Source organism: Lachnospiraceae bacterium JLR.KK008, from assembly GCA_037015955.1.
Taxonomy (GTDB): domain Bacteria; phylum Bacillota; class Clostridia; order Lachnospirales; family Lachnospiraceae; genus VSOB01.
This window is the reverse complement of sequence record CP143548.1, coordinates 1,231,872-1,252,731: the sequence shown is the minus strand read 5'-3', so window position 1 is coordinate 1,252,731 and position 20,860 is coordinate 1,231,872. Positions and strand designations below refer to the sequence as shown.

Annotated in this window: 23 protein-coding genes; all 23 read right to left on the bottom strand. The window is 45.5% G+C overall.

What is annotated here, in order from left to right; all coding sequences use genetic code 11:
• Positions 1 to 19: 19 nt before the first annotated feature.
• The 23 genes from V1224_06255 to V1224_06145 all read right to left on the bottom strand — a co-directional run bounded on the left by V1224_06255 (position 20) and on the right by V1224_06145 (position 20,835).
• Positions 20 to 1,609, bottom strand: a complete 1,590-nt coding sequence (locus V1224_06255) for a FapA family protein (protein WWR17028.1) — start codon at positions 1,607 to 1,609, stop codon at positions 20 to 22.
• A 32-nt stretch (positions 1,610 to 1,641) separates the two neighbouring features.
• A complete protein-coding gene (locus V1224_06250; GenBank protein ID WWR17027.1) occupies positions 1,642 to 2,406 on the bottom strand; it encodes a FliA/WhiG family RNA polymerase sigma factor in 765 nt (254 codons plus the stop codon).
• A gap of 71 nt (positions 2,407 to 2,477) precedes the next feature.
• Entirely contained in the window at positions 2,478 to 2,771 is a 294-nt protein-coding gene (locus tag V1224_06245) for a hypothetical protein (GenBank protein ID WWR17026.1), read from the bottom strand.
• Between the two features lie 12 nt (positions 2,772 to 2,783).
• Complete coding sequence (locus V1224_06240; protein ID WWR17025.1) at positions 2,784 to 3,269, bottom strand: chemotaxis protein CheD; 486 nt, start codon at positions 3,267 to 3,269, stop codon at positions 2,784 to 2,786.
• Between the two features lie 29 nt (positions 3,270 to 3,298).
• Complete coding sequence (locus V1224_06235) at positions 3,299 to 3,916, bottom strand: chemotaxis protein CheC (protein WWR17024.1); 618 nt, start codon at positions 3,914 to 3,916, stop codon at positions 3,299 to 3,301.
• Between the two features lie 25 nt (positions 3,917 to 3,941).
• The gene (locus V1224_06230) at positions 3,942 to 4,424 is read right to left on the bottom strand and encodes a chemotaxis protein CheW (GenBank protein ID WWR17432.1); all 483 of its coding nucleotides are present in this window, start codon (positions 4,422 to 4,424) and stop codon (positions 3,942 to 3,944) included.
• Positions 4,425 to 4,471: 47 nt separating this feature from the next.
• Positions 4,472 to 6,595 carry a chemotaxis protein CheA gene (locus V1224_06225; GenBank protein ID WWR17023.1) on the bottom strand — a complete coding sequence of 708 codons (2,124 nt, stop codon included), beginning with the start codon at positions 6,593 to 6,595 and terminating at the stop codon, positions 4,472 to 4,474.
• 1 nt (position 6,596) lies between these two features.
• A complete protein-coding gene (cheB, locus tag V1224_06220) occupies positions 6,597 to 7,670 on the bottom strand; it encodes a chemotaxis-specific protein-glutamate methyltransferase CheB (GenBank protein ID WWR17022.1) in 1,074 nt (357 codons plus the stop codon).
• A complete protein-coding gene (locus V1224_06215; protein ID WWR17021.1) occupies positions 7,648 to 8,397 on the bottom strand; it encodes a flagellar brake protein in 750 nt (249 codons plus the stop codon). Before V1224_06215 ends, cheB begins: the two co-directional genes overlap by 23 nt.
• A gap of 7 nt (positions 8,398 to 8,404) precedes the next feature.
• The gene (locus V1224_06210) at positions 8,405 to 9,289 is read right to left on the bottom strand and encodes a MinD/ParA family protein (protein WWR17020.1); all 885 of its coding nucleotides are present in this window, start codon (positions 9,287 to 9,289) and stop codon (positions 8,405 to 8,407) included.
• A 23-nt stretch (positions 9,290 to 9,312) separates the two neighbouring features.
• Positions 9,313 to 10,530: a flagellar biosynthesis protein FlhF gene (gene flhF, locus V1224_06205; GenBank protein WWR17019.1), complete on the bottom strand. Its 1,218-nt coding sequence runs from the start codon at positions 10,528 to 10,530 to the stop codon at positions 9,313 to 9,315.
• Entirely contained in the window at positions 10,530 to 12,563 is a 2,034-nt protein-coding gene (flhA, locus tag V1224_06200) for a flagellar biosynthesis protein FlhA (GenBank protein ID WWR17018.1), read from the bottom strand. The genes flhF and flhA overlap by 1 nt, the downstream gene beginning before the upstream one ends.
• Before the next feature lie 27 nt (positions 12,564 to 12,590).
• Positions 12,591 to 13,703, bottom strand: coding sequence for a flagellar biosynthesis protein FlhB (flhB, locus tag V1224_06195; protein ID WWR17017.1), 1,113 nt, complete (start codon positions 13,701 to 13,703; stop codon positions 12,591 to 12,593).
• Positions 13,700 to 14,482 (bottom strand): flagellar biosynthetic protein FliR, encoded by a 783-nt coding sequence (locus V1224_06190; protein WWR17016.1) that lies wholly within the window; start codon positions 14,480 to 14,482, stop codon positions 13,700 to 13,702. Before V1224_06190 ends, flhB begins: the two co-directional genes overlap by 4 nt.
• A gap of 4 nt (positions 14,483 to 14,486) precedes the next feature.
• Positions 14,487 to 14,756 (bottom strand): flagellar biosynthesis protein FliQ, encoded by a 270-nt coding sequence (gene fliQ / locus V1224_06185; protein WWR17015.1) that lies wholly within the window; start codon positions 14,754 to 14,756, stop codon positions 14,487 to 14,489.
• 32 nt (positions 14,757 to 14,788) lie between these two features.
• Positions 14,789 to 15,688 (bottom strand): flagellar type III secretion system pore protein FliP, encoded by a 900-nt coding sequence (gene fliP / locus V1224_06180; protein WWR17014.1) that lies wholly within the window; start codon positions 15,686 to 15,688, stop codon positions 14,789 to 14,791.
• 10 nt (positions 15,689 to 15,698) lie between these two features.
• Entirely contained in the window at positions 15,699 to 16,046 is a 348-nt protein-coding gene (locus V1224_06175) for a flagellar biosynthetic protein FliO (protein ID WWR17013.1), read from the bottom strand.
• Between the two features lie 14 nt (positions 16,047 to 16,060).
• On the bottom strand, positions 16,061 to 16,423 hold the full coding sequence (locus V1224_06170; GenBank protein WWR17012.1) for a response regulator: 363 nt from the start codon (positions 16,421 to 16,423) through the stop codon (positions 16,061 to 16,063).
• An 18-nt stretch (positions 16,424 to 16,441) separates the two neighbouring features.
• Positions 16,442 to 17,665 (bottom strand): flagellar motor switch phosphatase FliY, encoded by a 1,224-nt coding sequence (fliY, locus tag V1224_06165; GenBank protein WWR17011.1) that lies wholly within the window; start codon positions 17,663 to 17,665, stop codon positions 16,442 to 16,444.
• 3 nt (positions 17,666 to 17,668) lie between these two features.
• Entirely contained in the window at positions 17,669 to 18,649 is a 981-nt protein-coding gene (fliM, locus tag V1224_06160) for a flagellar motor switch protein FliM (GenBank protein WWR17010.1), read from the bottom strand.
• A 46-nt stretch (positions 18,650 to 18,695) separates the two neighbouring features.
• A complete protein-coding gene (locus V1224_06155) occupies positions 18,696 to 19,211 on the bottom strand; it encodes a flagellar basal body-associated FliL family protein (GenBank protein ID WWR17009.1) in 516 nt (171 codons plus the stop codon).
• Positions 19,212 to 19,235: 24 nt separating this feature from the next.
• Complete coding sequence (locus tag V1224_06150) at positions 19,236 to 20,048, bottom strand: flagellar motor protein MotB (GenBank protein ID WWR17008.1); 813 nt, start codon at positions 20,046 to 20,048, stop codon at positions 19,236 to 19,238.
• Entirely contained in the window at positions 20,041 to 20,835 is a 795-nt protein-coding gene (locus tag V1224_06145; protein ID WWR17007.1) for a motility protein A, read from the bottom strand. Before V1224_06145 ends, V1224_06150 begins: the two co-directional genes overlap by 8 nt.
• Positions 20,836 to 20,860 lie beyond the last annotated feature (25 nt).

Sequence of the window (20,860 nt, the reverse complement as noted above, 5' to 3'; positions counted from 1 at the left end):
CGCACCCCGTTTCTGCCCGTCACAACGCTTTCATTTTGACATCACCATGTTCTCTGACAAACCTACAGTAACTTTGCTTTCCTTTGATCATCATAGACACATCACCGACTACAATCCTTGTGCCTGCATACACATCACCTCTGACGATAACAGCGGCATGTTTACTGTTTTCCAGTATTTTCTGGAGTTTATCCAGCTCCTTCTCCAGACTCTTTATTTCCCTTTTTTTCATTTTATAGAGAAGATACAGCTCCCTGACATAACTCAGCTGTTCATCGGAGACAGCAGCACCGCTTTTAATCTTTTTTGTTGCAGAATCTAAAATAGGGCGTGTCTGTCTGATCAGTTTATCACCTTCCATCAATAAATTCTGCAAATCCTGCACTCGGTTTTTCAGAGAAGGGTCCGCCCCGATCTCCACCGTTGTATCCGCTCCCATATTGGAACCAAGATTCTTTACATCGACACCATTGGCCGCACAAATGCGTCCGCCGGTAATAAATCCCCGTTTTCCTCCCACATGTACCGCATCTTTTGCCTTAACCGTACTGTGCAGAATAGAATCACTGTCGACATAGCCGTCTGCTGTCACTTCTGCGTTTTCAAAAAATTTGGCGATGACGTTGCCGCCTGCTTTAATCTTCCCTTTTCCCATTCCGTTCATGCCTCTGGCAATGATTACATCGCCACCGGCCTCTATGACAGCGCCTTCCACGACCCCTTCCACAATCACAGTACCGCCTGACTTAACCGTAAAATTTTCACATACTCTGCCGGTAATATGAACTCCGCCATAATAATCGACATTGCCTGTGGAGTGATCCACATTCTTCAACTGTAGTACATCGGAGACAGAGACCCTTCCCTCGTCCAGCATCACATGACCGTCCACGAGAGCAATAATCTCATCGCCATCCTCAGAAAGCTCTACATTCTTTCCATAGCGCAAAAAAGCACTCTTTGCATCTCCGCCCGGGAGCACCTCGCCGAACACATTCACACCTGATTCCGCAGGCACTGCCGGAATCAGTCTTGCAAGCACATCCCCTTTATGACAATTATTGACCGTATTCAGATGAAAAAAGTCTACACTGCCATCTTCCTGAAGCGTTGGTCTGGCCTTTGTATCGGTATTAAACTGATATTCCACTCTGGCGTCCTGTCCCCGCACTTTTTCCTTGCCAAGCGCGATTGTCAGGTCTTTACAATATTCTCGGTTCTTCACAAAGTCATCCAAGACATCTTCGCAAACGCCGTAAACAACACCCTGAAGTTTCAGATCTATAATGATGTCTTCCTTTCCTAAGACTGTACCGTCATTAGAAGGCGCATAAAACCTCGCAGTTACTGACATTGTATCACGCGAGATCCGTACTTTCATTCTCTCCTGTCTCGGCCTGCCTTTTTGACTGCAGAGCGCAACTTTCACAGGACTCTTACCCATATTTTTTGCTGCAGCGGACAAAGACTGCAAATCATAGGAAATCTCGCATTGATTCAAATAACTTGCCACTTCTTTCATATCCAGTTCTTCACCGCCGTCTACGGCGGGATACAGCATAATACTAGTTTCGGTTTCTTCATTCACTATCTGAAAATATCCATTCATAATGCCACCCCGCCTGCTCTTTGATTGTCTGCTTAATCAGTTAAAATTCCCATATAATGTCCCATTTTTGTTTTCATCTTCTGTAACGCTTTCGTATGTAACTGAGATATTCTCGACTCTGTCACTTCCAGTATATGACTGATCTCTTTCAACGTCAGCTCCTCATAATAATAAAGTTCAATGACCCGCCTCTCTTTCTCCGTCAGGAGAGTCAGAGAATCTTTGAGCACCTGCGCCAATTCACTCTGCTCCATCGCTTTCTCCGGACTGTCAAAATATCTGGACACATTTTTATCATTGGGAATATCACTCCCCTGTTCCAAATATTCGTTCAGAGAGACAATGCCTGTTATCTTCATCTGCGATTGCCACTCAACATACTCCAGATCACTGATCCCCAGCGATTTGGCAATCTCCTCATCCGTTGCCGGTCGGCCTGTCTGTGTCTCGATCTCCCGCATTACGGCATCTATCTTTTTCTGCTTCTGCCGTATTGTTCTGGGAATCCAGTCCATCTTGCGTATCTGGTCCAAAATTGCTCCACGGATACGCAAACTTGCATACGTCTCAAACTTCACTTCTTTCAGAGAATCAAATTTATCGATAGCATCAATCAGTCCGAAAATTCCATAACTGACCAGATCTTCATATTCCACATTATATCCAAGATACATGCTGAGCCTGCCAGCCACCACTTTGACCAGGGGCGCATACTCCAAAATGATCTTCTCCCTGATGTCTGGCCGCTTGGTCCGCGCATATTCGGCCCACATTTTTTTTCTGGCCGTTTCGTCCATAAATCCCTCCGATTTTAATTCCCCTTCGCTTTTTTATACCCCTGCACATCTGACCGCCGTCTCCGCGCCTGTCACTCCTGTGCATCCTCAGTTTCCACAGCCTCTTCCGACAGATCCTTTTCAATCACTTCTCCTTCTTCGGAGACACTTCCATCGTCCTCCTGCTGCGTTTCGCTCTCCGCTACCGCCGCCTCAAAGGAATCTATCGTCCTCTTGATCACACATCCCGCGATATATGACACAAGCAAAACTGCAAGTAATATCCATAATGATGTTTCCAGCTCATAGTGCATAAGTTTCGTACTGATGCTTGTTACGGCTCCCGCCAACAGCATCACGATAAGTGGTATTTGTTTCGTGTTCATTTCTTTCCTCAACTAGATGACACTGTCACCTTTTCCTACACGCCTGATCACAAAATCACCTGTTTCCGGGTAAAAAATAACAGTTCTTCCGTAATTTTTTCCGGTATCTGATGCAAGAATCGGAATTTTCATTTGTTGCAGTTTCTTTTTTACTGCTTCCACATTTCGGTCTCCGACACGTACCATATCTGCCTTTTGCTGAAAGCTGAACATCTGCGCCCCGCCGGCAATCTTGGCGACCAACCGGTTACGGTTGGCGCCTGCCGACACGATCTGCCTTACCAGCTCCTCAATGCCGGTATCTGCAAACTTGGGAATGTTAGAATTATTTCGTATCGATGTACTGTCCGGCAGCATGATATGCGCCAGCCCTCCGACTTTCGTAACCGGATCACGCACGGCAATTCCCACACAGGACCCGAGTCCTAATGTCGTCACCGCATTGGGGCTTTTGCACACTTTTAAATCGGCCATACCTACTTTGATAATTTCACTCATTTTTCAAACTTCTTCCCAATGATTTTATTTTATGCTAATCCTAACGATGACAATATTTTTGCATAAGAATCAATATCCGGAACCATAATGAAATAACCGTTCAATTCTATCTCATCCATAAACTGAGACTGTATTAGCAATATATTATCGCCCATCGTTCCAAACTGAATTGCCGGCACACTCAATATCGCTCCTGCCATATCAATGCTGATTGCCGGCACTGATGGAAAGATTTTAAGATTTGTGACTGTAGCAAGAGAATTCAGATACGCTCCGGTAATGATATTTCCTACCTCCATCAAAGCAGACATCTCCATCTCGCCAAATTCATCCCCCGATATTTCCATCCCCATTAACTTACCGATCAGATGTTTTGCAGAATCTACTTCTACAAGAAACATGATGCTTCCGGTTATATCCCCTTCCACAGCAAGGTAAATTCCCGCCATAATCTGTTCCTCGCCACCGATCAGAGTTCCAACGTCCTTAAACTCCAGCAGCATGACCTGCGGTACTTTCATATCTACCTTACAGTTCAGAAGCTGAGACAGCGCCGTCATTGCATTGCCGGCTCCTATATTCCCCAGCTCTTTCAACACATCAACATACTCCGCTGACATCGTCTCCAAATTGATCTCTTTGTCCATTTTCCACTTTCCCGCCTTACTCTTATTACATCATTTCTCTGTCGAGCACGACTGCGTTCAGATCCAACAGCGAAATCAGTCCGCCCTCATATTTGCCAATTCCATTGATAAAGTAGTTGGATTTATCCTCCTTTCCATCATAGGCAACTTTTTCGATCTGTTTTTCTTCCAGATTGACTACTTCCTTTACCTCATCCACAAGAATACCAATATTGCCACGTTCCATCTTCAAAATGATAATTCTCGTCGCCTTCGTCTCCACGTCCTCTCCCAGATACATCTTGAGTCTCACACTCATGACCGGAATGACTTCGCCGCGCAGATTGATCACACCTTTCAGATAATTGGCTACCTTGGGCACTCTTGTAATGTGCTGCATACGTACGATATTGTCCACATATTTAATGTCGATGCCATACTGCTCTTCCCCAAACTTCACGACAATATATTGTGTGACCTGAGCAGTCACATATTCTTCACTGTCGTCACCGACATTTGCAAGGTTCATATTGTTATTGAATTTGTCCATGCTATCGTCCTCCTCACCTGTTCTCATTAAATCATTACATTCGTATCAAGGATCAACGCCACCTCACCGTCGCCAAGGATAGTAGCACCGCTGATAAATTTACATTTGTTGACGTATTTTCCAAGAGACTTAATAACGATCTCCAACTGACCGATCAGTTCATCTACAACGAGTCCGACCTGCTTATCACCCTTTCTGACAATAACAACGATAATATCTTCATTTTCCGTTTTTTCTTTCTGAATATCAAGCATTTCGTCCAGACGGATCAAAGGAATGACTATACCACGCAGATTAATGACTTCTTTCGCCTGTACATATTTGATGTCTTCCTTGGAGATATTCTCTATCGTATCGATAGAACCTAAGGAAATAGCATATTTTTCGTCTCCGACTACTACCATGAGCGCCTGAATGATTGCAAGTGTGAGCGGGAGACGAATCGTCCATGTACTTCCCTCTCCGTATTTTGTCTTAACGTCCACTTCGCCGCTGAGCGCCTCAATCTTGGACTTCACGACATCCAGACCGACGCCCCTGCCCGATACATCCGTAACCTTTTCCGCAGTGGAAAAACTCGGGAGGAATAACAGATTGACAATGTCCTTGTCGCTCATGCTCTCCGCCTGTTCCTCCGAAATAACGCCACGACCGATTGCTTTCTGTTTGACTGCTTCTACATTAATTCCGCCGCCATCATCGCTGACTTCGATAATGACATTATTGCCGTCCTGATATGCGTCCAGATGGATGGAACCAACTTCCGACTTTCCTCTTTCCCTGCGCACTTCGGCACTCTCAAGACCATGATCGGCTGCATTTCTCAGCAAGTGCATCAGCGGATCACCAATCTCATCCACTACGGTACGATCCAGCTCTGTCTCTTCGCCGGACATGTATAATTCCATCTTTTTTCCCAGCTTCTTTTGCAGGTCACGGATCATACGCGGGAATTTCTGAACTACACTCTCGATAGGAACCATTCTCACCTTCATCACTGACTCATGAAGGTTTGTGGTGACACTCTCCAGGTATTCGATCTGCTCATTAAACATTGTGCTGTCTGCCGAATCGTTTCCGCCATTGGCTCCGATCGACACCAGAGAGTTTTTGGCGATAATCAGCTCACTCACCAGATTCATCAGCGTATCCAGCTTCTCAATATCCACACGAACGGTACGATTGACAACCGGTTTATTTACTGCCGGTTTCTTTTCCGGTTTTGCAGAAGGAACGGGTGCAGACACAGGCTGCTCCGTATGTTGTACGGCAGGCACTTCCGCCGCTTTCTCTTCTTCCTGTTTCTCCTCGTGCTCTTCCTCTTTCTCTTTCTTTTGCTCACCGGCTTCCTCACCGAGTTTCAGAACGCCGCCCACCACTTTTTCAATCTCGGATACGCTCCGAGCAGACTCTAAAATCTCATGAAGAGAAGCGTCAGAGATCACGATCAGACTGAAATTACTGTCAAATTTTTCATCTTCTATATCCTGCGCAGAAGGTTCGGACACAATGATCTCCCCCAGCTCTTCCACCGCCTTGAACGCGAGGAACGCACGGGCTGCTTTTAAAATACAGTTCTCCTGAATATAAACGGTAACTCCGTATACTTTCTTTCCCTGATCAATCGCCTTATTGATTACGTTCCTGTCAGTCTCATCCAAAGGCACGCCTGTCCATTTTGCGTCTTCCCCCGGCTCTTCGATCTCTTCATTCTCATCGGACTCGCTCTCGGCCGTCGGCGGTTCCTCTTCCTTCTCCGGTGCAGCATCGCCTGCCAGAATCTGATTGAGCGCCTTAATCAACGGTTCATTGTCATTGGTCCCCTCGTCCGCGGAAGACTGAATATTATCCAGATATTCTTCCAGAGCATCCAGACACTGGAAAAGAATATCAATCATATTTGCTTTTACTTTTATATTTCCGTTTCTCACTTCGGAAAATACGTTTTCCATGTCGTGGGTAAGAAGCTGCATCCTCTTATAACCCATTGTACCCGCCATTCCTTTTAAGGAATGCGCTGCACGGAATATTTCGTTGATCGTATCTTCGTTTTCAGAATCCTGCTCCAAATTCAATATCTGCGTGTTTAAGCTTTGTAAATGTTCTTTCGTCTCATCAATGAAAATCTCAAGATACTGGCTTACATCCATCTTACATTACCCCCACATTCAAAATAATCTCTTGTGCAATCTGCTCCAGCGGAACAATCTGATCCGCCAGGCCTGACTGGACAATGCTTCTTGGCATCCCATATACCGCACAGGTACTCTGCTCCTGTGCAAGTACATGCACTTTTTTCGCTTCTTTCAGATTCACGATTCCCTTTGTGCCATCTGCACCCATGCCAGTCATCACAACGCAGACAACTTCGTCAAAGTCACTCTTCATTAACGATTCATACATATAATTCGCACAGGGTTTCACACCTTCCCGCGACGGTTCATCCGAATAACGGATCACATACCTGCCGCCCGGCTTCGTGTCAATATTTAAATGCTTTCCTCCGCGGGCGATATACACATGACCACTCTGCAAGGTCTCGCCATCGGCAGCCTCCGTCACCTCGATCTCACTGAGCGAATCAAGCCGCTCTGCCAGCGACTGTGTAAACCCTGCCGGCATATGCTGGACAACGACAACCGGTGTCTTAAGTCCTTTGGGCAGTTTCGTAATCACAGACTGAAGTGCTTTGGGTCCTCCCGTGGAACTTGCAATCGCCACGATTTTCTTTCCCCTGATCGAAGAGGCATGTTTTTTTGCCAGTTCTACGACTTGTTTCGTCTTTTTGATACTGTCCAGACTAAACGCCTTTCCGAAAGCCGGTGCCTTACTCTCCGTAATCGCACTGAGCGTCCGCAAAAAGTCTCTCTGAAAAATATCCGCTTTGCAGTCCAGGGCATTATTGGGCTTATGTACGAAATCAAGCGCGCCCAGCTCCAATGCGTCCATCGTCGTCTTTGCGCCTTCTCTTGTATCCGTACTTGCCATCATGACCTTGGCCGGAATCTTACGCTTCTGCAATTCTTTTAAAAGCTGCAGACCGGTCATCTTCGGCATATTCACATCCAGTACAACCGCATCATATGTATTTTTTGTCAGGAGCGCCAGTGCTTCCACTCCATTGGTCGCTTTGTCTACTACCTGAAATCGTTTATCTCCATCAATTATATCACAAAGGACTCTTCTCATAAGTGCAGAGTCATCAACTACCAGAATTTTTTTCATATTCTCCCTCTTTCTCAGCTCTGTTCTTCTTTATTTCCAACCGTTCCAAAGTAAAAATATAACGTATAATTCCTTCTCTCTCCTGTTTGCTCATCCCAACAAACCTTGCTCTGTGACAATAATTTCCCGGCTGGCCTGCGATCGGATCACACCCCATAATCTCCACACACAGCCTGTATTCCTTTCCAAAGTCAAACTTACAATAGACCAACTCATTGACGCCATAACTGTGTTTCCCTGTGAACTGGATTCCGCCGCCACTGATGTCAATTACCGTACTTTTACTCATAGGCAGATCCTCATCCACACAAAGCCAGCCATTGTCAGTCATCAGCTTCTGTTCCGAATCATCCATCCACCTGTCCTGCATCGGCAGAGAGCACTCATAACGGTAAAATTCCCTCCTCTGATGTTTTCTCAGATCACTCGTGACATGCAGAAGAAGAAGATAGAGCCCCTCGTTCGTATAGCGCTCTTTTACCCCGACACGGCATTCATAAATTCCTCTGTCCGTGTAACAGTACATATCCATCTGACTACCCACCGATATAAGAATCAGCCTGCCCTGCTCGATCGGCATATAAGCCTCTATCTCCCCGTCCTCTCTGACATCGCTGATCTGACTGGAATAAAGCTGAAAACTATCCTCTTCCTCTTCAGAATTGGGCATATCGTCCGGACGCAGTTCTATTTTCATTCCTGGTCTTAAAATCTTTTTCATATCCATATTCCCGTCACCCCATCTTCTTTCCGTTTACGATATGAGAAAAAAATGCTGCCATCCCACGTTTTCTCAGATCTTCATTCAGTTCCTTGTTCATTAATTTCGCTGCGATCTCCTTATAGGCGACCGCAGATTTTGCAGAGGGATTATACAGAGACACTGGCATCTGTTGCATGACTGCCTTGGAAAGCTGACTATCGTGAGGCACATAGCCCAAATACTGGATCGGCAGCTTTAAATATCTGGAGACGACTGCGTTCAATTTGTGAAACAGTGTTTTTCCTTCCTCAGTACTCCCCACCCTGTTGGCAATCACCTTGATTTTTGAATCTTCCTGCTTAAATCTTGAATGCCGATTCAACGCCTTTAAAAGGGAATATGAGTCTGTGATTGAAGTAGGCTCAGGCGTCGTCACGACCAGAATCTCCCCGCTGGCAACAAGAAACTCCAGCACTGCGTCAGAAATGCCTGCCCCCGTATCAATAATAATAACATCAGCAATGGCATCTAACTCTGCCAGATTCTGGATAATATAGATCAGATACTCCCGGCTCAGATTGGAAAGTCCTGCGATCCCACTCCCGCCGGAAATAAATCCCACATCCCCCGGACCCCAGGTGATGATCTCTCTGATATTCTTTCCCTCATAGATCAGATCACTCAGATTATTTTTGGGGATCGCTCCGAACATAATCTCAATATTTGCAAGCCCAAAATCAGCATCCAAAATAATGACCCTCTGTCCAAAACTCTTAAACTGAAGCGCCAGATTAATACAGGTGTTTGACTTTCCCACACCACCCTTGCCACTTGTTACAGTAATGACCCGTGCGAGCGGTCTGTTATTCTGTGAAGATGCCTTTATAATATTCCGTAACTGTTCCGCCTGATCCATCGGCGCCTCCTCCGTACTGTACTTTACTTTCTCCCTCCAAGCAGCTGCTTTACTGTCTTCTGTGGGTTAAACTGCTCAATGTCATCCGGTACATTCTGTCCACATGTCACATAAGACAACGCCGCTCCCGTGTGAAGCTTTAAATTCAGCAGATTACCGAGTGCAGTCGTTTCATCCAGCTTTGTGAAGATCAGTTTGTACTCCGTCATATCCCGATACACATCGGCAATGCTCACCAGGTCTCTGTACTTGGTCGTCGCACTGACAACGAGAAACACTTCCTTCTCAGCCTTATCATCGACAGAATGGATAAACTGATTCATATTATCCCTCTGCGTCTCATTATGATGAGAATGCCCGGCCGTGTCGACCAGAATATAATCATAATTCATAAAATCTTTCAGTGCAGCCTCTATCTCCTCCACCGAATAAATCACACGAAATGGTACTTCCAGAATATTCGCATATGTGCGAAGCTGTTCCGCCGCGGCGATACGATAGGTGTCCGCTGTCAGAAGCGCAACTTTCTTCTTGGCATCCACACGGAATCTGGAAGCGATCTTGGCGATTGTCGTCGTTTTTCCCACTCCCGTAGGCCCTATGAAAAAAAGAATCTTAGGACCATTTTCCGCCGGCTGGATTGGCATTGGTTTCCCGAACTTTAAAATCATCTTCTGATATACATTGGACAAAATATAATCCATCGGCACATTGGCTTTCGTCGTTTTTTCGATTTCCTCTATGATCTGGTTAGCGTAATTCTCATTGACTTCATTTTCAGTCATTGTGTGCGACAATAACTGCATGAAGGCTACGATCTCACTTTTTTCTTCCTGCGGGCTTTCCGTCTCTTTCTTTTCCTCTTCCTCGGCAGGTTTTAACTGTTTTTCCAACAGAGTCTGCAGATTTTCCAGTTTCTCTTCAATCGCTTTCCCACTCTCTTCCTGTTTCTCCAGTATTTCCTGTTTCTCCATCGTGCTTTGAAGCAGCTCATCAGAGAGGATACCGCCTGTTTCCGCCTGTTTAGCAGCCGCGACCGGTGCTTCTTTTTGGGTAGAATTTTTATCTGTGTCATCTTCCAGAGCCGCTGTAACTTCCACCATCTTGGACTTGAAAACGCCGAACATCCCCTTCTTTTTCATATTGCGGACATTCATGATCACCACATTCTGTCCCAACTCTTTTTTTGCCTGCTCCACGGCCTCCGCTTCCGTTTTCGCCTGATATTTTTTTATTATCATTATGCTGTCACCATCCCCACAGATTGTAATTCAATATTAGATTCTATCTCATTATATGAGATTACGATCAAATCTTTAAAATAATCTTCCGTCAGACGTTTAAAATACATACGCACGATCGGAGATGTGATAATGATCGGATTTCGTCCCAGCTCTTCCAGCTTTTTGATCTCTGACTCCACGGAAGCGATGATGTTTTTCGTCCGCTCCGGGTCTAAGGTAATATATGCGCCCTGCTCCGTCTGCTTTACGCTTCCCATGATCTCCTGCTCTATCTTCGGGTCCAGCGTGATCACACTCGTCGTCTCACCGGCAGGAAAGAACTTGTTGGAGATCGCACGCCTCAGCGTCTGACGGGCATATTCTGTCAGAATATCTGTGTCCCTCGTTGTCACCGCATAATCTGCCAGCGTCTCAAAGATCGTCTGCAGATCGCGGATGGAAACACCCTCTTTCAACAGATTCTGCAATACTTTCTGAATCTCACCAAGCCCCAGCAACTTGGGAACAAGTTCGTCCACAAGCACCGGATTGCTCTCCCTGATATTGTCCACAAGCCCCTGTACATCCTGCCTCGACAACAGCTCTGCGATATGCTGGCGGATAATCTCGGTCAGATGGGTCGCGATAATAGAAGGAGGATCCACTACTGTGTAACCCATACTCTCTGCCCGCTCTCTTTGATTTTCCGTAATCCAGATCGCAGGCAGATGGAAGGACGGCTCAAAAGTAGGAATACCGGTGATCTTCTCCTCCACATACCCCGGATTCATGGCCATATAATGGTCAAAAAGGATCTCACCTTCACTCACCTGGATTCCTTTGATCTTAATAATATACTGATTCGGATTGAGCTGAATGTTATCGCGCAGACGGATAATCGGCACGACCGTACCAAGTTCAAGCGCTACCTGACGACGAATCATGACAACGCGGTCAAGCAGATCGCCTCCCTGATTGACATCGGCAAGCGGAATAATACCGTAGCCAAACTCCAGTTCGATCGGGTCCACCTGCAGAAGAGAGGTGACATTCTCCGGCTGACGGATCTCTTCTGCCGCCGCCTCTTCTTCCTCTACCTGACTGTCGATCTTCGCTGTCTCCAGCGTACCGGACATAATCCTGGCCGTAATGATAAAGGAAAATCCAAGGACAAGAAACAGGATTGTATTGAGTGGTGTCAGAACGCCCAGGGCAATGATCGTACCCCCGACAAAATAGAGTACTTTCGGAACCCCAAACAGCTGGCTGACAAGAACCGTGCCAAAGTCTGCGTCTTTTGAGCCTTTCGTCACAAGAATACCGGTGGACAATGAAATCAGCAGCGATGGAATCTGACTGACAAGACCATCACCGATCGTCAGAATCGTATACTTATCCATGGCCGCCCCGAAATCCATCCCCTGTCTGAGCACTCCCATGCAGATACCGCCAATGATGTTGACAGCCGAGATCAGCAGACCGGCTGTAGCATCTCCCTTTACATACTTCACGGCACCATCCATGGAGCCAAAGAAACTTGATTCTTCCTGGATCTTTTCTCTGCGTTTCTTCGCCTCGTCATCGGTGATTGCACCCGTATTCAGATCGGCGTCGATTGCCATCTGTTTACCTGGCATAGCATCCAGTGTAAATCTGGCCGTTACCTCCGCAACACGCTCGGAACCTTTATTGATAACCATAAACTGCACGATGATCAAAATCAGAAACACGATGATACCGATTGTCAGATCACCGCCACCAACAAAGTTTCCAAAAACCTGTACGACATTTCCCGGGTCACCGGTAGCCAGAATCAGACGGGTCGAAGACACGTTCAAAGCGATCCTGAAAATTGTTGTAAACAGAAGCACGGTAGGGAAAAATGACATCTCCAATACCTCTGTTGCAAACATACAGCCAAACATAACGGTAAAGGCAACCGAAATGTTCAGTGCCAGTAAAACATCCAAAAGCCACGAAGGTATCGGAACGATCAGCATAACGAAAGCTGCCAATACATACAACGCAACGCCTATATCCGCTTTTTTCATCTGTCCCTCCCCTTTGTCCGATATTCGCTACGCACGTCCCTGTGCATGATATACCATCGCCAGCACTTCCGCCACTGCCTGATATAATTCAGGCGGTATCAGCTCGCCAATCTCCACATTGGCATAGAGCATACGCGCCAGCGGCTTGTTCTCCACAATCTCCACATGATGCTCTCTGGCTGCATCTTTAATCTTCTGCGCAAGAAAGTCCTCTCCTTTGGCTGTTACCATCGGAGCTGTGTGTGCCTCGGCATTATACTTGACCGCAACCGCATAATGCGTCGGGTTTGTAATGACGACATCTGCCTCCGGTACTGACTGCATCATTCGTCTTCTGGAAGCCTCGCGCATTTTTGCACGAATCTTTCCCTTGATCTGCGGGTCGCCTTCCGCATTTTTCATCTCTTCCTTGACTTCCTGTTTGGTCATCTTCATGTCTTCGGAAAACTTCCACTTCTGATAAATATAATCGAGCAGCGCAACAACCAGATACAGTGCAGATATTTTAATGCCGAGATTGATTACAATACTGCCGGTCAACATAACCGCATTCATCATCGGTATATCATACATGGAAAGAATAACACCTGCCTGATCCTTCAGAGTACTGTAAACGACATAACTGATCAGGAGAATCTTGATCACTGCTTTGGCCAGCTCCATAAGCGACTTGGGAGAAATGATCTTTTTGAGACCGGTAACCGGATTCATCTTGCTGAATTTAGGCTTCATAGGTTTAAATGTTGGCTTCCATTTTACCTGCACGAGATCAACGATAAAAGCAACAAGAAAACCAACTGCCAGAAAGGGCGCCAGAATCATCAGAATCCGCAGCATCATATTTTTCACAAGGCTGTTGATTGCCATTGCCGGCACCATACCGTCACGCAACCCAACCATATCCGGAATCCGCGTATAGACGAGAGAAAAGCAGCCTGTCAGTTTTTCTCCGATCCAGCCCACCGCTATCTTTAAAATAAGGAACAGGAATAGCAATGAAAACGCCATGTTCAATTCCTTGGACTTGGCCACCTGTCCTTCATTTCTTGCATCCTGCAGCTTCTTCGCCGTAGCCGGTTCTGTCTTTTCTCCGCCAGGACCATCTTTTGCAAAAAACTGCAAATTATATGTCACTGTCACAACAGTCCCTCCACAATGCGTGTTACCATAATCCGCATCTGTCTGAAAATAAAATCCGCCGCACCCGGCAGCATCGCCGTCGTAAAAAACAGCACCATCAATCCCACCAGAATTTTAAACTGAATGCCGACAGAAAACATATTCATCTGCGGCGCCACCTTCGCCAGAATGCCAAGCACCGCATTCAATATCATAATAACCGCAAATACAGGCAGACAAATGCGAAATCCAATGATAATGTATTCCGATAAAAACTGTGTCATACTCGCCAGCAGAGAATCCGTGCGGAAAACCGTTCCATTGATCGGTATCAGCCGATAGGCATCAACAAACGCCATCAGCAAAAACTGATACATCCCGCTGACTAGCAGCATCAACATTGTCGTATACTGCAAGTACATACCCGTAATACTGGAATTCTGTTTTGTCGTCGGATCCATCATACTCACCATTGACAAACCAATATTCATATCAATAATCATACCGGAAAAAGTGACCACTGTCGTACAGATATTGGCCCCAAACCCGATCAGAAGACCGGTTACAGCTTCCTTCATCACAAGTACGCCATATCCCCAGACCGTATGATACACAAGCGGTGTATGCGGCATTGTCATATGATAAAGAAGCACTGCTATGAAAAATCCCAGACTGATCTTGACCCTTCTTGGCGTATTATTCATTCCAAAAAATGGAGCCACATGGATAAAACTCGTAATTCTTACTAATATGAGCAGAAAATATTCCAGCTCATCATATGAAAAACTGTAATCGATCATACCGCTACCTGATATACAGACTGAAATCTGACCACAGTCTTATCATATAGTCCACGATAGAATTCAATATCCAATGGCCAAACAGCATCAGTCCCATAAACACGCAGACAACCTTGGGAACGAATGTAAGCGTCTGCTCCTGTATCGAAGTTGCCGTCTGAAATACGCTGACGACCAGACCGATGGTAAGGGAAATAAGCAGTACAGGCGCCGATGTTTTAATGATCAAAAACAGGGCTTCCCTTGCAATCGCTGTCACCACATCAATCGTCATTTTATTTCCCCCTTTCTGTTTCCTGCTCAAAGCTAATAAAAGGTCTTGACAAGACTGCCAATGACCAGATTCCAGCCATCTGCCAGCACAAACAACAATATCTTAAACGGCATGGAAATCGTCGTTGGCGGCAGCATCATCATACCCATACTCATCAGTGCCGAAGCTACCACCATGTCTATGACAATAAACGGTATATATAATAAAAATCCGATAATGAATGAAGTTCTCAGTTCACTGACAATAAAACTGGGAATCAATACCGAAGAAGGAATCCCTGAGAGACTGCCGTCCCACTCCTGATCCGCAATCTCCATGAACATCCGTACATCCTTGACCTGTGTCTGTCCATACATAAACTCGCGCAGCGGCTCCATACCAATCTCGATCGCCTGCTCCTGCGTCAGTTCTCCCCTGTCAAAAGGCTGTATGGCATTTTCATTGATCTGTGTTATGATCGGGCTCATAATAAAGAACGTCAGAAACAACGCCAGACCTATCAATACCTGATTCGGCGGAACTGTCTGTGTATTCAGAGCCGTTCTCGTAAAATGCAGTACAATAATAATCCTTGTAAAAGACGTAAGCATAATTAACAGGATCGGCGCCAGCGCGAGCATCGTCAGGACAACAAATATTCTTACAGGCCCTGACACATTGCCGTTATCGCCCTCATAAGTAACCGACAGACTGTTGGCAATATTCAATTCTCTCAAATCATCTGCATTCTCCGCGGAACCCGGTTCATTACGATATGTTCGCGTATCGGTATCCCCTGTCAGATGCGTCTCTCTGTCAAACAGATCGTCCGATGTATCCTCCGTGACATCCGCTGCCAGTACAACCGCCGAATGATGCAAAAACAATATGCCTACTGTGAACAGCAGGCATACTACGAACCTAAATTGTTTTCCGAAAAAAAATCTTTTCATCACACTGTGCCTACTTTTTTTGTTTTCTCAATTTCGCTTTCTCCAAAAAACTGGCAAAACCGGGAATTTCATTTTCCTGATTGACAGACAGCATAAGTTCTTCTTCAGAAAGTTCTGCCAATTTTGTCATGGTATCCTTGCATACTGCGACCGCAATATACTTTCCCCCCAGCTTCAAAATCTGAACATACTTACTGGGTGCTATCCTACATGTTTCCACAACAGAAATATTGCTTCCTTCCTGTCTCAGCTTCTGGAAATTTGCAACATACCGCGTAGTCACATATGTAACCGCAAGTACAATACAGAAAAGTATCAGCACTGTTATAAACTGAACGAAAGACTCCACTCCGCTCATATGCGTAAGAAGCATTATCCTACAACCTTTTTCACTGCTTCCAGAACACGCTCTGCCTGAAATGGCTTAACAATAAAATCTTTTGCCCCCGCCTGAATTGACTCAATAACCATTGCCTGCTGACCCATTGCAGAACACATAATAATCATTGCTCCCGAATCTGCGGACTTAATCTTTTTCAATGCCTGAATACCATCCATCTCCGGCATGGTAATATCCATCAGCACCAAATCCGGCTTCAACTCATTGTATTTTTCAACAGCCTTCAATCCGTTTTCTGCCTCTCCAACAACATTATAGCCGTTTTTTGTCAGAATGTCCTTAATCATCATTCTCATAAATGCTGCATCATCACAAATTAAAATATTCTTCGCCATCTCTCTCACTCCTGTGTTCTACTTTATTATTTCAGTTACACGAATACCAAAGCATTCCTCTATAACAACAACCTCACCTTTGGCAACAAACTTTCCGTTCACCAGCACATCAATCGGTTCACCTGCTATTTTATCTAACTCTATGATCGTACCTGGTGAAAAATCCAAAATTTCCGAAATGGATTTACTCGTTCTTCCCAGCTCCACGGTAACATTCAGCGGAACATCCATGATCAGGCCGATATTCTCCGGCGCATTTGTCATTCCATAATTACCCGAAAAGCTCTGGAATTGCGCTGGCTGTACATTCGGCATCTGCATCTGCGGCATTCCCATATTCATTTGTGGCATTGGCATTTGCGGCATCCCCATATTCATCTGCGGCATCTGCATATTCATTTGAGACATATCCATCTGCGGCATCCCCATATTTGACTGTGACATTGGCGCCTGTGCCGGCGGCGGATTGAATGCCTGCGGTTCCGGAGTCGGAGCCGGTGCCGGTGTAGGATCTTTTGCTGCTTCTCCCATCTGCTGATTGATAAAGGTATCATACAGGGATTTCGCGAAATCGACCGGATACAACTGTAAAATCGTGCTCTGAACAAGATCACCGATCGTCATTGTAAATGCAATTTTGCAGAACGTGCCGGTAAGAAATTCTGCAATCTCCCCCGGCTTTTTGAACTCTGTCAAATCGACAAGACTGGCTTCCGGCGGACTGATGTCTATCATCTTGCCAAGCATCGTGGAAAGCGAGGTGGCAGAAGAACCCATCATCTGATTCATTGCCTCAGAAATTGCACTCAAATGCAGCTCTCCCAGTTCCCCGTCAATATTAGTTCCATCTCCACCCATCATCAGATCTGTGATGACCTTTACGTCCCGCTCTTTTAAAATAAGAATATTACTGCCTTCCAAGCCGACCGTATACCGTATCTGGATAAACACACAAGGTTTTTCATAATCCTCAATCATGGTCTTCCAGTTAGAAAGAGTAACGACTGGCGTCGTAATATCCACCTTTATATTTACCAGGGAATAAAGAGTCGTCGCCGAAGAACCCATACTAATGTTGGCTATCTCACCGATCGCATCTCTCTCCGTATCCGTAAGCAGCGACTTGTCGATCGGTGCACTCCCATCTTCGTTCTTTGAGGGACTGCTTGCCGGTGCTTCTGGCGAATTATCCATGCCGCTCAGAAGGGCATTTATCTCATCCTGAGATAACATCCCGTCCATGCTCTATTCCTCCTCTCTGACTATTGACGTTACCTGTACCGCATATGTATCATTGTTTGCTCCCGGTAATGCCGTAAATTTTCTAATATTACCAACGTAGATATTCAGATCAGAATCCACTCTGGAATCCAGCCGTATAATATCCCCCACCTGAAGGTGGATAAAATCATCTACAGAAATCGCACTGTTGCCCAGCACTGCTTTAACCGGAACATCCACCCTCCGCAGCATCGACTCAATATGTTCCTCATAACTTTCATCGCTGACAGCCTTGATCGTTGAATACCAATATTTCGTATTCAGATTATCCATAATGTCTTCCAACGTCAGATACGGAAGACAGACATTCATAAACCCTTCTATATCACCAATTTTGATGTTCAAGGTAACGATAGCTATCATATCGCTGGGTGAAATCACCTGTGCAAACTGAGGATTCGTCTCAATGCGCTCTAAGAGCGGATTGATCTCCAATACATTCTTCCAGGGATCCCGCATAAGCTGAATCGCAATGACCATAATTCTCTCAATAATAGTCATCTCAATCTCAGAAAAATCTCTGCTCTTGTCCAGCGGCACTCCCTGCCCACCGAGCATTCTGTCAATAATGGCAAAAGCCAGATTCGCTGTCAACTCAACCAAAATATTCCCTGGCAGAGGATCAAAGCCTATAATTCCCAGCACAACAGGATTGGCCAGTGCATTGGAAAACTCCGAGAATGTAACGGTCTCCGAACTGGCAACATCAATCTGAACACTTTTGCGAAGATAAATCGGCAGATTGGTGGACAATAGCCGTGCGTAATGTTCATATATAATTTCAAGGGTTCGCAAATGCTCTTTGGAAAATTTAACAGGACGTTTAAAGTCATAATTCTTGGCCTGTTTCTCATCCTTGGCCTGCATCTCCTCTGCATCAAATTCACCGCTGTTCATCTGCGACAGCAGCATATCAATTTCAGCCTGGGATAAAACTTCTCCCACTCCGGCTCACCTCCCATTCTCCTTCTATCATATAACAACAGGAGGTTTATTGGAATATAATATCACTAAAAGAAACCTGGAAAATAAAGTCAGAATCAAACATTGCCTGAACCTGTTTCAGTATATCTTCACGCATCAGATCTTTGTTTGCCTGTGCCTCTTCCAATGTATAGCTGCCAATAATATCATAAATCTTAGCGGTTATCAAACTCTCCTTGGAACTGAGACCTGCTCCATATGCTTTATACCCTTCATTCTTAATGTCCATAGACAACGCCACTGACACAAGACAATAATGAGCCTGCCCATCTTCCCCTAATTTTAACGGAATAGTCATCTGCTCTGCAATTTTATAGACCTCGATATCTTCCATTGGCACATTACTCGTCATAGCTCCCCCTGTACCGTCAGAAAGTTCCAGATCCAATACCTGCGCAATGTCTGTGACAAGCTCCGCCGTCTTTTGGGAAGCACTGTTTACATTAACCATCATAATCGAAGTCAGCACAAGGTTTACAACCAGAAGTGCCAGTATAATGACGGATAACAGATTTCTTTTCATATCATTCTCCTCTCCTGCTCTCGCTTAATATGAACTCAATGTATGGTAAATTCTGATCTCTACTCTTCGGTTCTTAGCTCTTCCTTCAGGAGTAGAATTATCTGCGATCGGCACATACTCTCCTCTGCCGGAATGTTTGATCATCGCAGGATCAAGACTCGTCGTTCCCACAAAGTAATCAAACACGGAAAGAGCCCTCGCACTGCTTAACTCATTATTATTGGCAAAGTGTGCGCTGCTGATAGGCACATTGTCCGTATGACCCTCAATTTCGATCACACTGCCGGCATAGCGCTCCAGGATCAGTCCCAGTTTATCCATAACTGGCAAAGCGTCCTCCTTCAGTTGAGCACTTCCCGAATCAAACAGAAGGGCTCCTTTCAGAGAGAGCTGCACATATTGAGATGTGACTTCCATATCCACTTCCCTGGCAAGTTCCTGCTCATCCATCGCCTCTTCGATCTTCTCGGCAAGTTCCTCAGATTTTTTCAATTTTTCCGCATCCAGAGCTTCCGTCATTTCCTCCAGATATTTTGTCTCATTGTCGGTGTCTCCATCGGAAACCTTTCCCATACTGTTCACATAGTCATCCAGTTCATTCAGCTGGCTGACACCATTACTGATCAGAAGTCCGTCGCCGATTGCTGTTGCCCCCGCAGAAAAAATACTGAAAGACTGCGAAAAAGAGGAGGCTATCAGCTCGAATTTCTGCGCGTCCACCGTAGACATGGAAAAAAGCAACACAAAAAAACATAACAGAAGGTTCATCAGATCGCTGAACGTATTCATCCATGCGGGTGAACCCTTTGGTGGTTCTTCCTTCCGCTGCTTAGCCATCTGATTCACCTCCACCGTCATCCGCTGCACTTCTGTCTTTTGGAGCCAGGAAGGATTTCAGCTTTTCTTCAATAACACGGGGATTCTCTCCGGCCTGAATGGAAAGAAGTCCTTCAATAATAATCTCTTTTGCCTGAACCTCCATATTATTATTTACTTTTAACTTACTGGCAACCGGCGCACAAATCCAGTTGGCAAGCAAGGAACCATACAACGTCGTAATCAATGCAACCGCCATAGCAGGACCGATCGAGGACGGGTCATCCATATTCTGAAGCATAAGAACCAGACCAATCAGGGTACCGATCATACCCCAGGCAGGACCCATCGTTCCCACATCTTCCCAAAACCCGATCTTTGATTTATGCCTGTCATCCATACTGACCAGCTCTGTCTCCATAATGGCACGAACAAGTTCCGGATCAGTACCATCAACGATAAGCAGTATACCCTTCTTCAGAAATTCATCTTCCAGATCCCCTGCCGCTTCCTCCAAAGAAAGAAGCCCTTCTTTTCTGGCCACATTGGACAGATCAATAATCTTACTAATGATCGATGTCACCTCAAAGACCGGAGCCTTCAGAACAAGGGCGAAGCTCTTTAAACCGGCAACAAATTCATCCATCGTTTTGGAAGCCAGAATCGCAGCAAATGAACCACCGAATGTTATGATAGCAGAAGCTGCATCAAAGAAATAGGGAACACCTGCCGGTCCGGAATTACTGATAATACCGAACACAACCATACCAAAACAAAGGACCAGGCCAATTACTGATGCTATATCCATTACTTATTCCACCCCTCTAGTTTTG

Bases quoted from the DNA above. Each gene is read 5' to 3' on its own strand.
- V1224_06255 (WWR17028.1), bottom strand. From the start codon at position 1,609: ATGAATGGATATTTTCAGATAGTGAATGAAGAAACCGAAACTAGTATT.
- V1224_06250 (WWR17027.1), bottom strand. From the start codon at position 2,406: ATGGACGAAACGGCCAGAAAAAAAATGTGGGCCGAATATGCGCGGACC.
- V1224_06245 (WWR17026.1), bottom strand. From the start codon at position 2,771: ATGAACACGAAACAAATACCACTTATCGTGATGCTGTTGGCGGGAGCC.
- V1224_06240 (WWR17025.1), bottom strand. From the start codon at position 3,269: ATGAGTGAAATTATCAAAGTAGGTATGGCCGATTTAAAAGTGTGCAAA.
- V1224_06235 (WWR17024.1), bottom strand. From the start codon at position 3,916: ATGGACAAAGAGATCAATTTGGAGACGATGTCAGCGGAGTATGTTGAT.
- V1224_06230 (WWR17432.1), bottom strand. From the start codon at position 4,424: ATGAACCTTGCAAATGTCGGTGACGACAGTGAAGAATATGTGACTGCT.
- V1224_06225 (WWR17023.1), bottom strand. From the start codon at position 6,595: ATGGATGTAAGCCAGTATCTTGAGATTTTCATTGATGAGACGAAAGAA.
- cheB (WWR17022.1), bottom strand. From the start codon at position 7,670: ATGAAAAAAATTCTGGTAGTTGATGACTCTGCACTTATGAGAAGAGTC.
- V1224_06215 (WWR17021.1), bottom strand. From the start codon at position 8,397: ATGGATATGAAAAAGATTTTAAGACCAGGAATGAAAATAGAACTGCGT.
- V1224_06210 (WWR17020.1), bottom strand. From the start codon at position 9,289: ATGGATCAGGCGGAACAGTTACGGAATATTATAAAGGCATCTTCACAG.
- flhF (WWR17019.1), bottom strand. From the start codon at position 10,530: ATGATAATAAAAAAATATCAGGCGAAAACGGAAGCGGAGGCCGTGGAG.
- flhA (WWR17018.1), bottom strand. From the start codon at position 12,563: ATGAAAAAAGCGGATATAGGCGTTGCGTTGTATGTATTGGCAGCTTTC.
- V1224_06190 (WWR17016.1), bottom strand. From the start codon at position 14,482: ATGATCGATTACAGTTTTTCATATGATGAGCTGGAATATTTTCTGCTC.
- fliQ (WWR17015.1), bottom strand. From the start codon at position 14,756: ATGACGATTGATGTGGTGACAGCGATTGCAAGGGAAGCCCTGTTTTTG.
- fliP (WWR17014.1), bottom strand. From the start codon at position 15,688: ATGAAAAGATTTTTTTTCGGAAAACAATTTAGGTTCGTAGTATGCCTG.
- V1224_06175 (WWR17013.1), bottom strand. From the start codon at position 16,046: ATGAGCGGAGTGGAGTCTTTCGTTCAGTTTATAACAGTGCTGATACTT.
- V1224_06170 (WWR17012.1), bottom strand. From the start codon at position 16,423: ATGGCGAAGAATATTTTAATTTGTGATGATGCAGCATTTATGAGAATG.
- fliY (WWR17011.1), bottom strand. From the start codon at position 17,665: ATGGACGGGATGTTATCTCAGGATGAGATAAATGCCCTTCTGAGCGGC.
- V1224_06155 (WWR17009.1), bottom strand. From the start codon at position 19,211: ATGAAAAGAAATCTGTTATCCGTCATTATACTGGCACTTCTGGTTGTA.
- V1224_06150 (WWR17008.1), bottom strand. From the start codon at position 20,048: ATGGCTAAGCAGCGGAAGGAAGAACCACCAAAGGGTTCACCCGCATGG.
- V1224_06145 (WWR17007.1), bottom strand. From the start codon at position 20,835: ATGGATATAGCATCAGTAATTGGCCTGGTCCTTTGTTTTGGTATGGTT.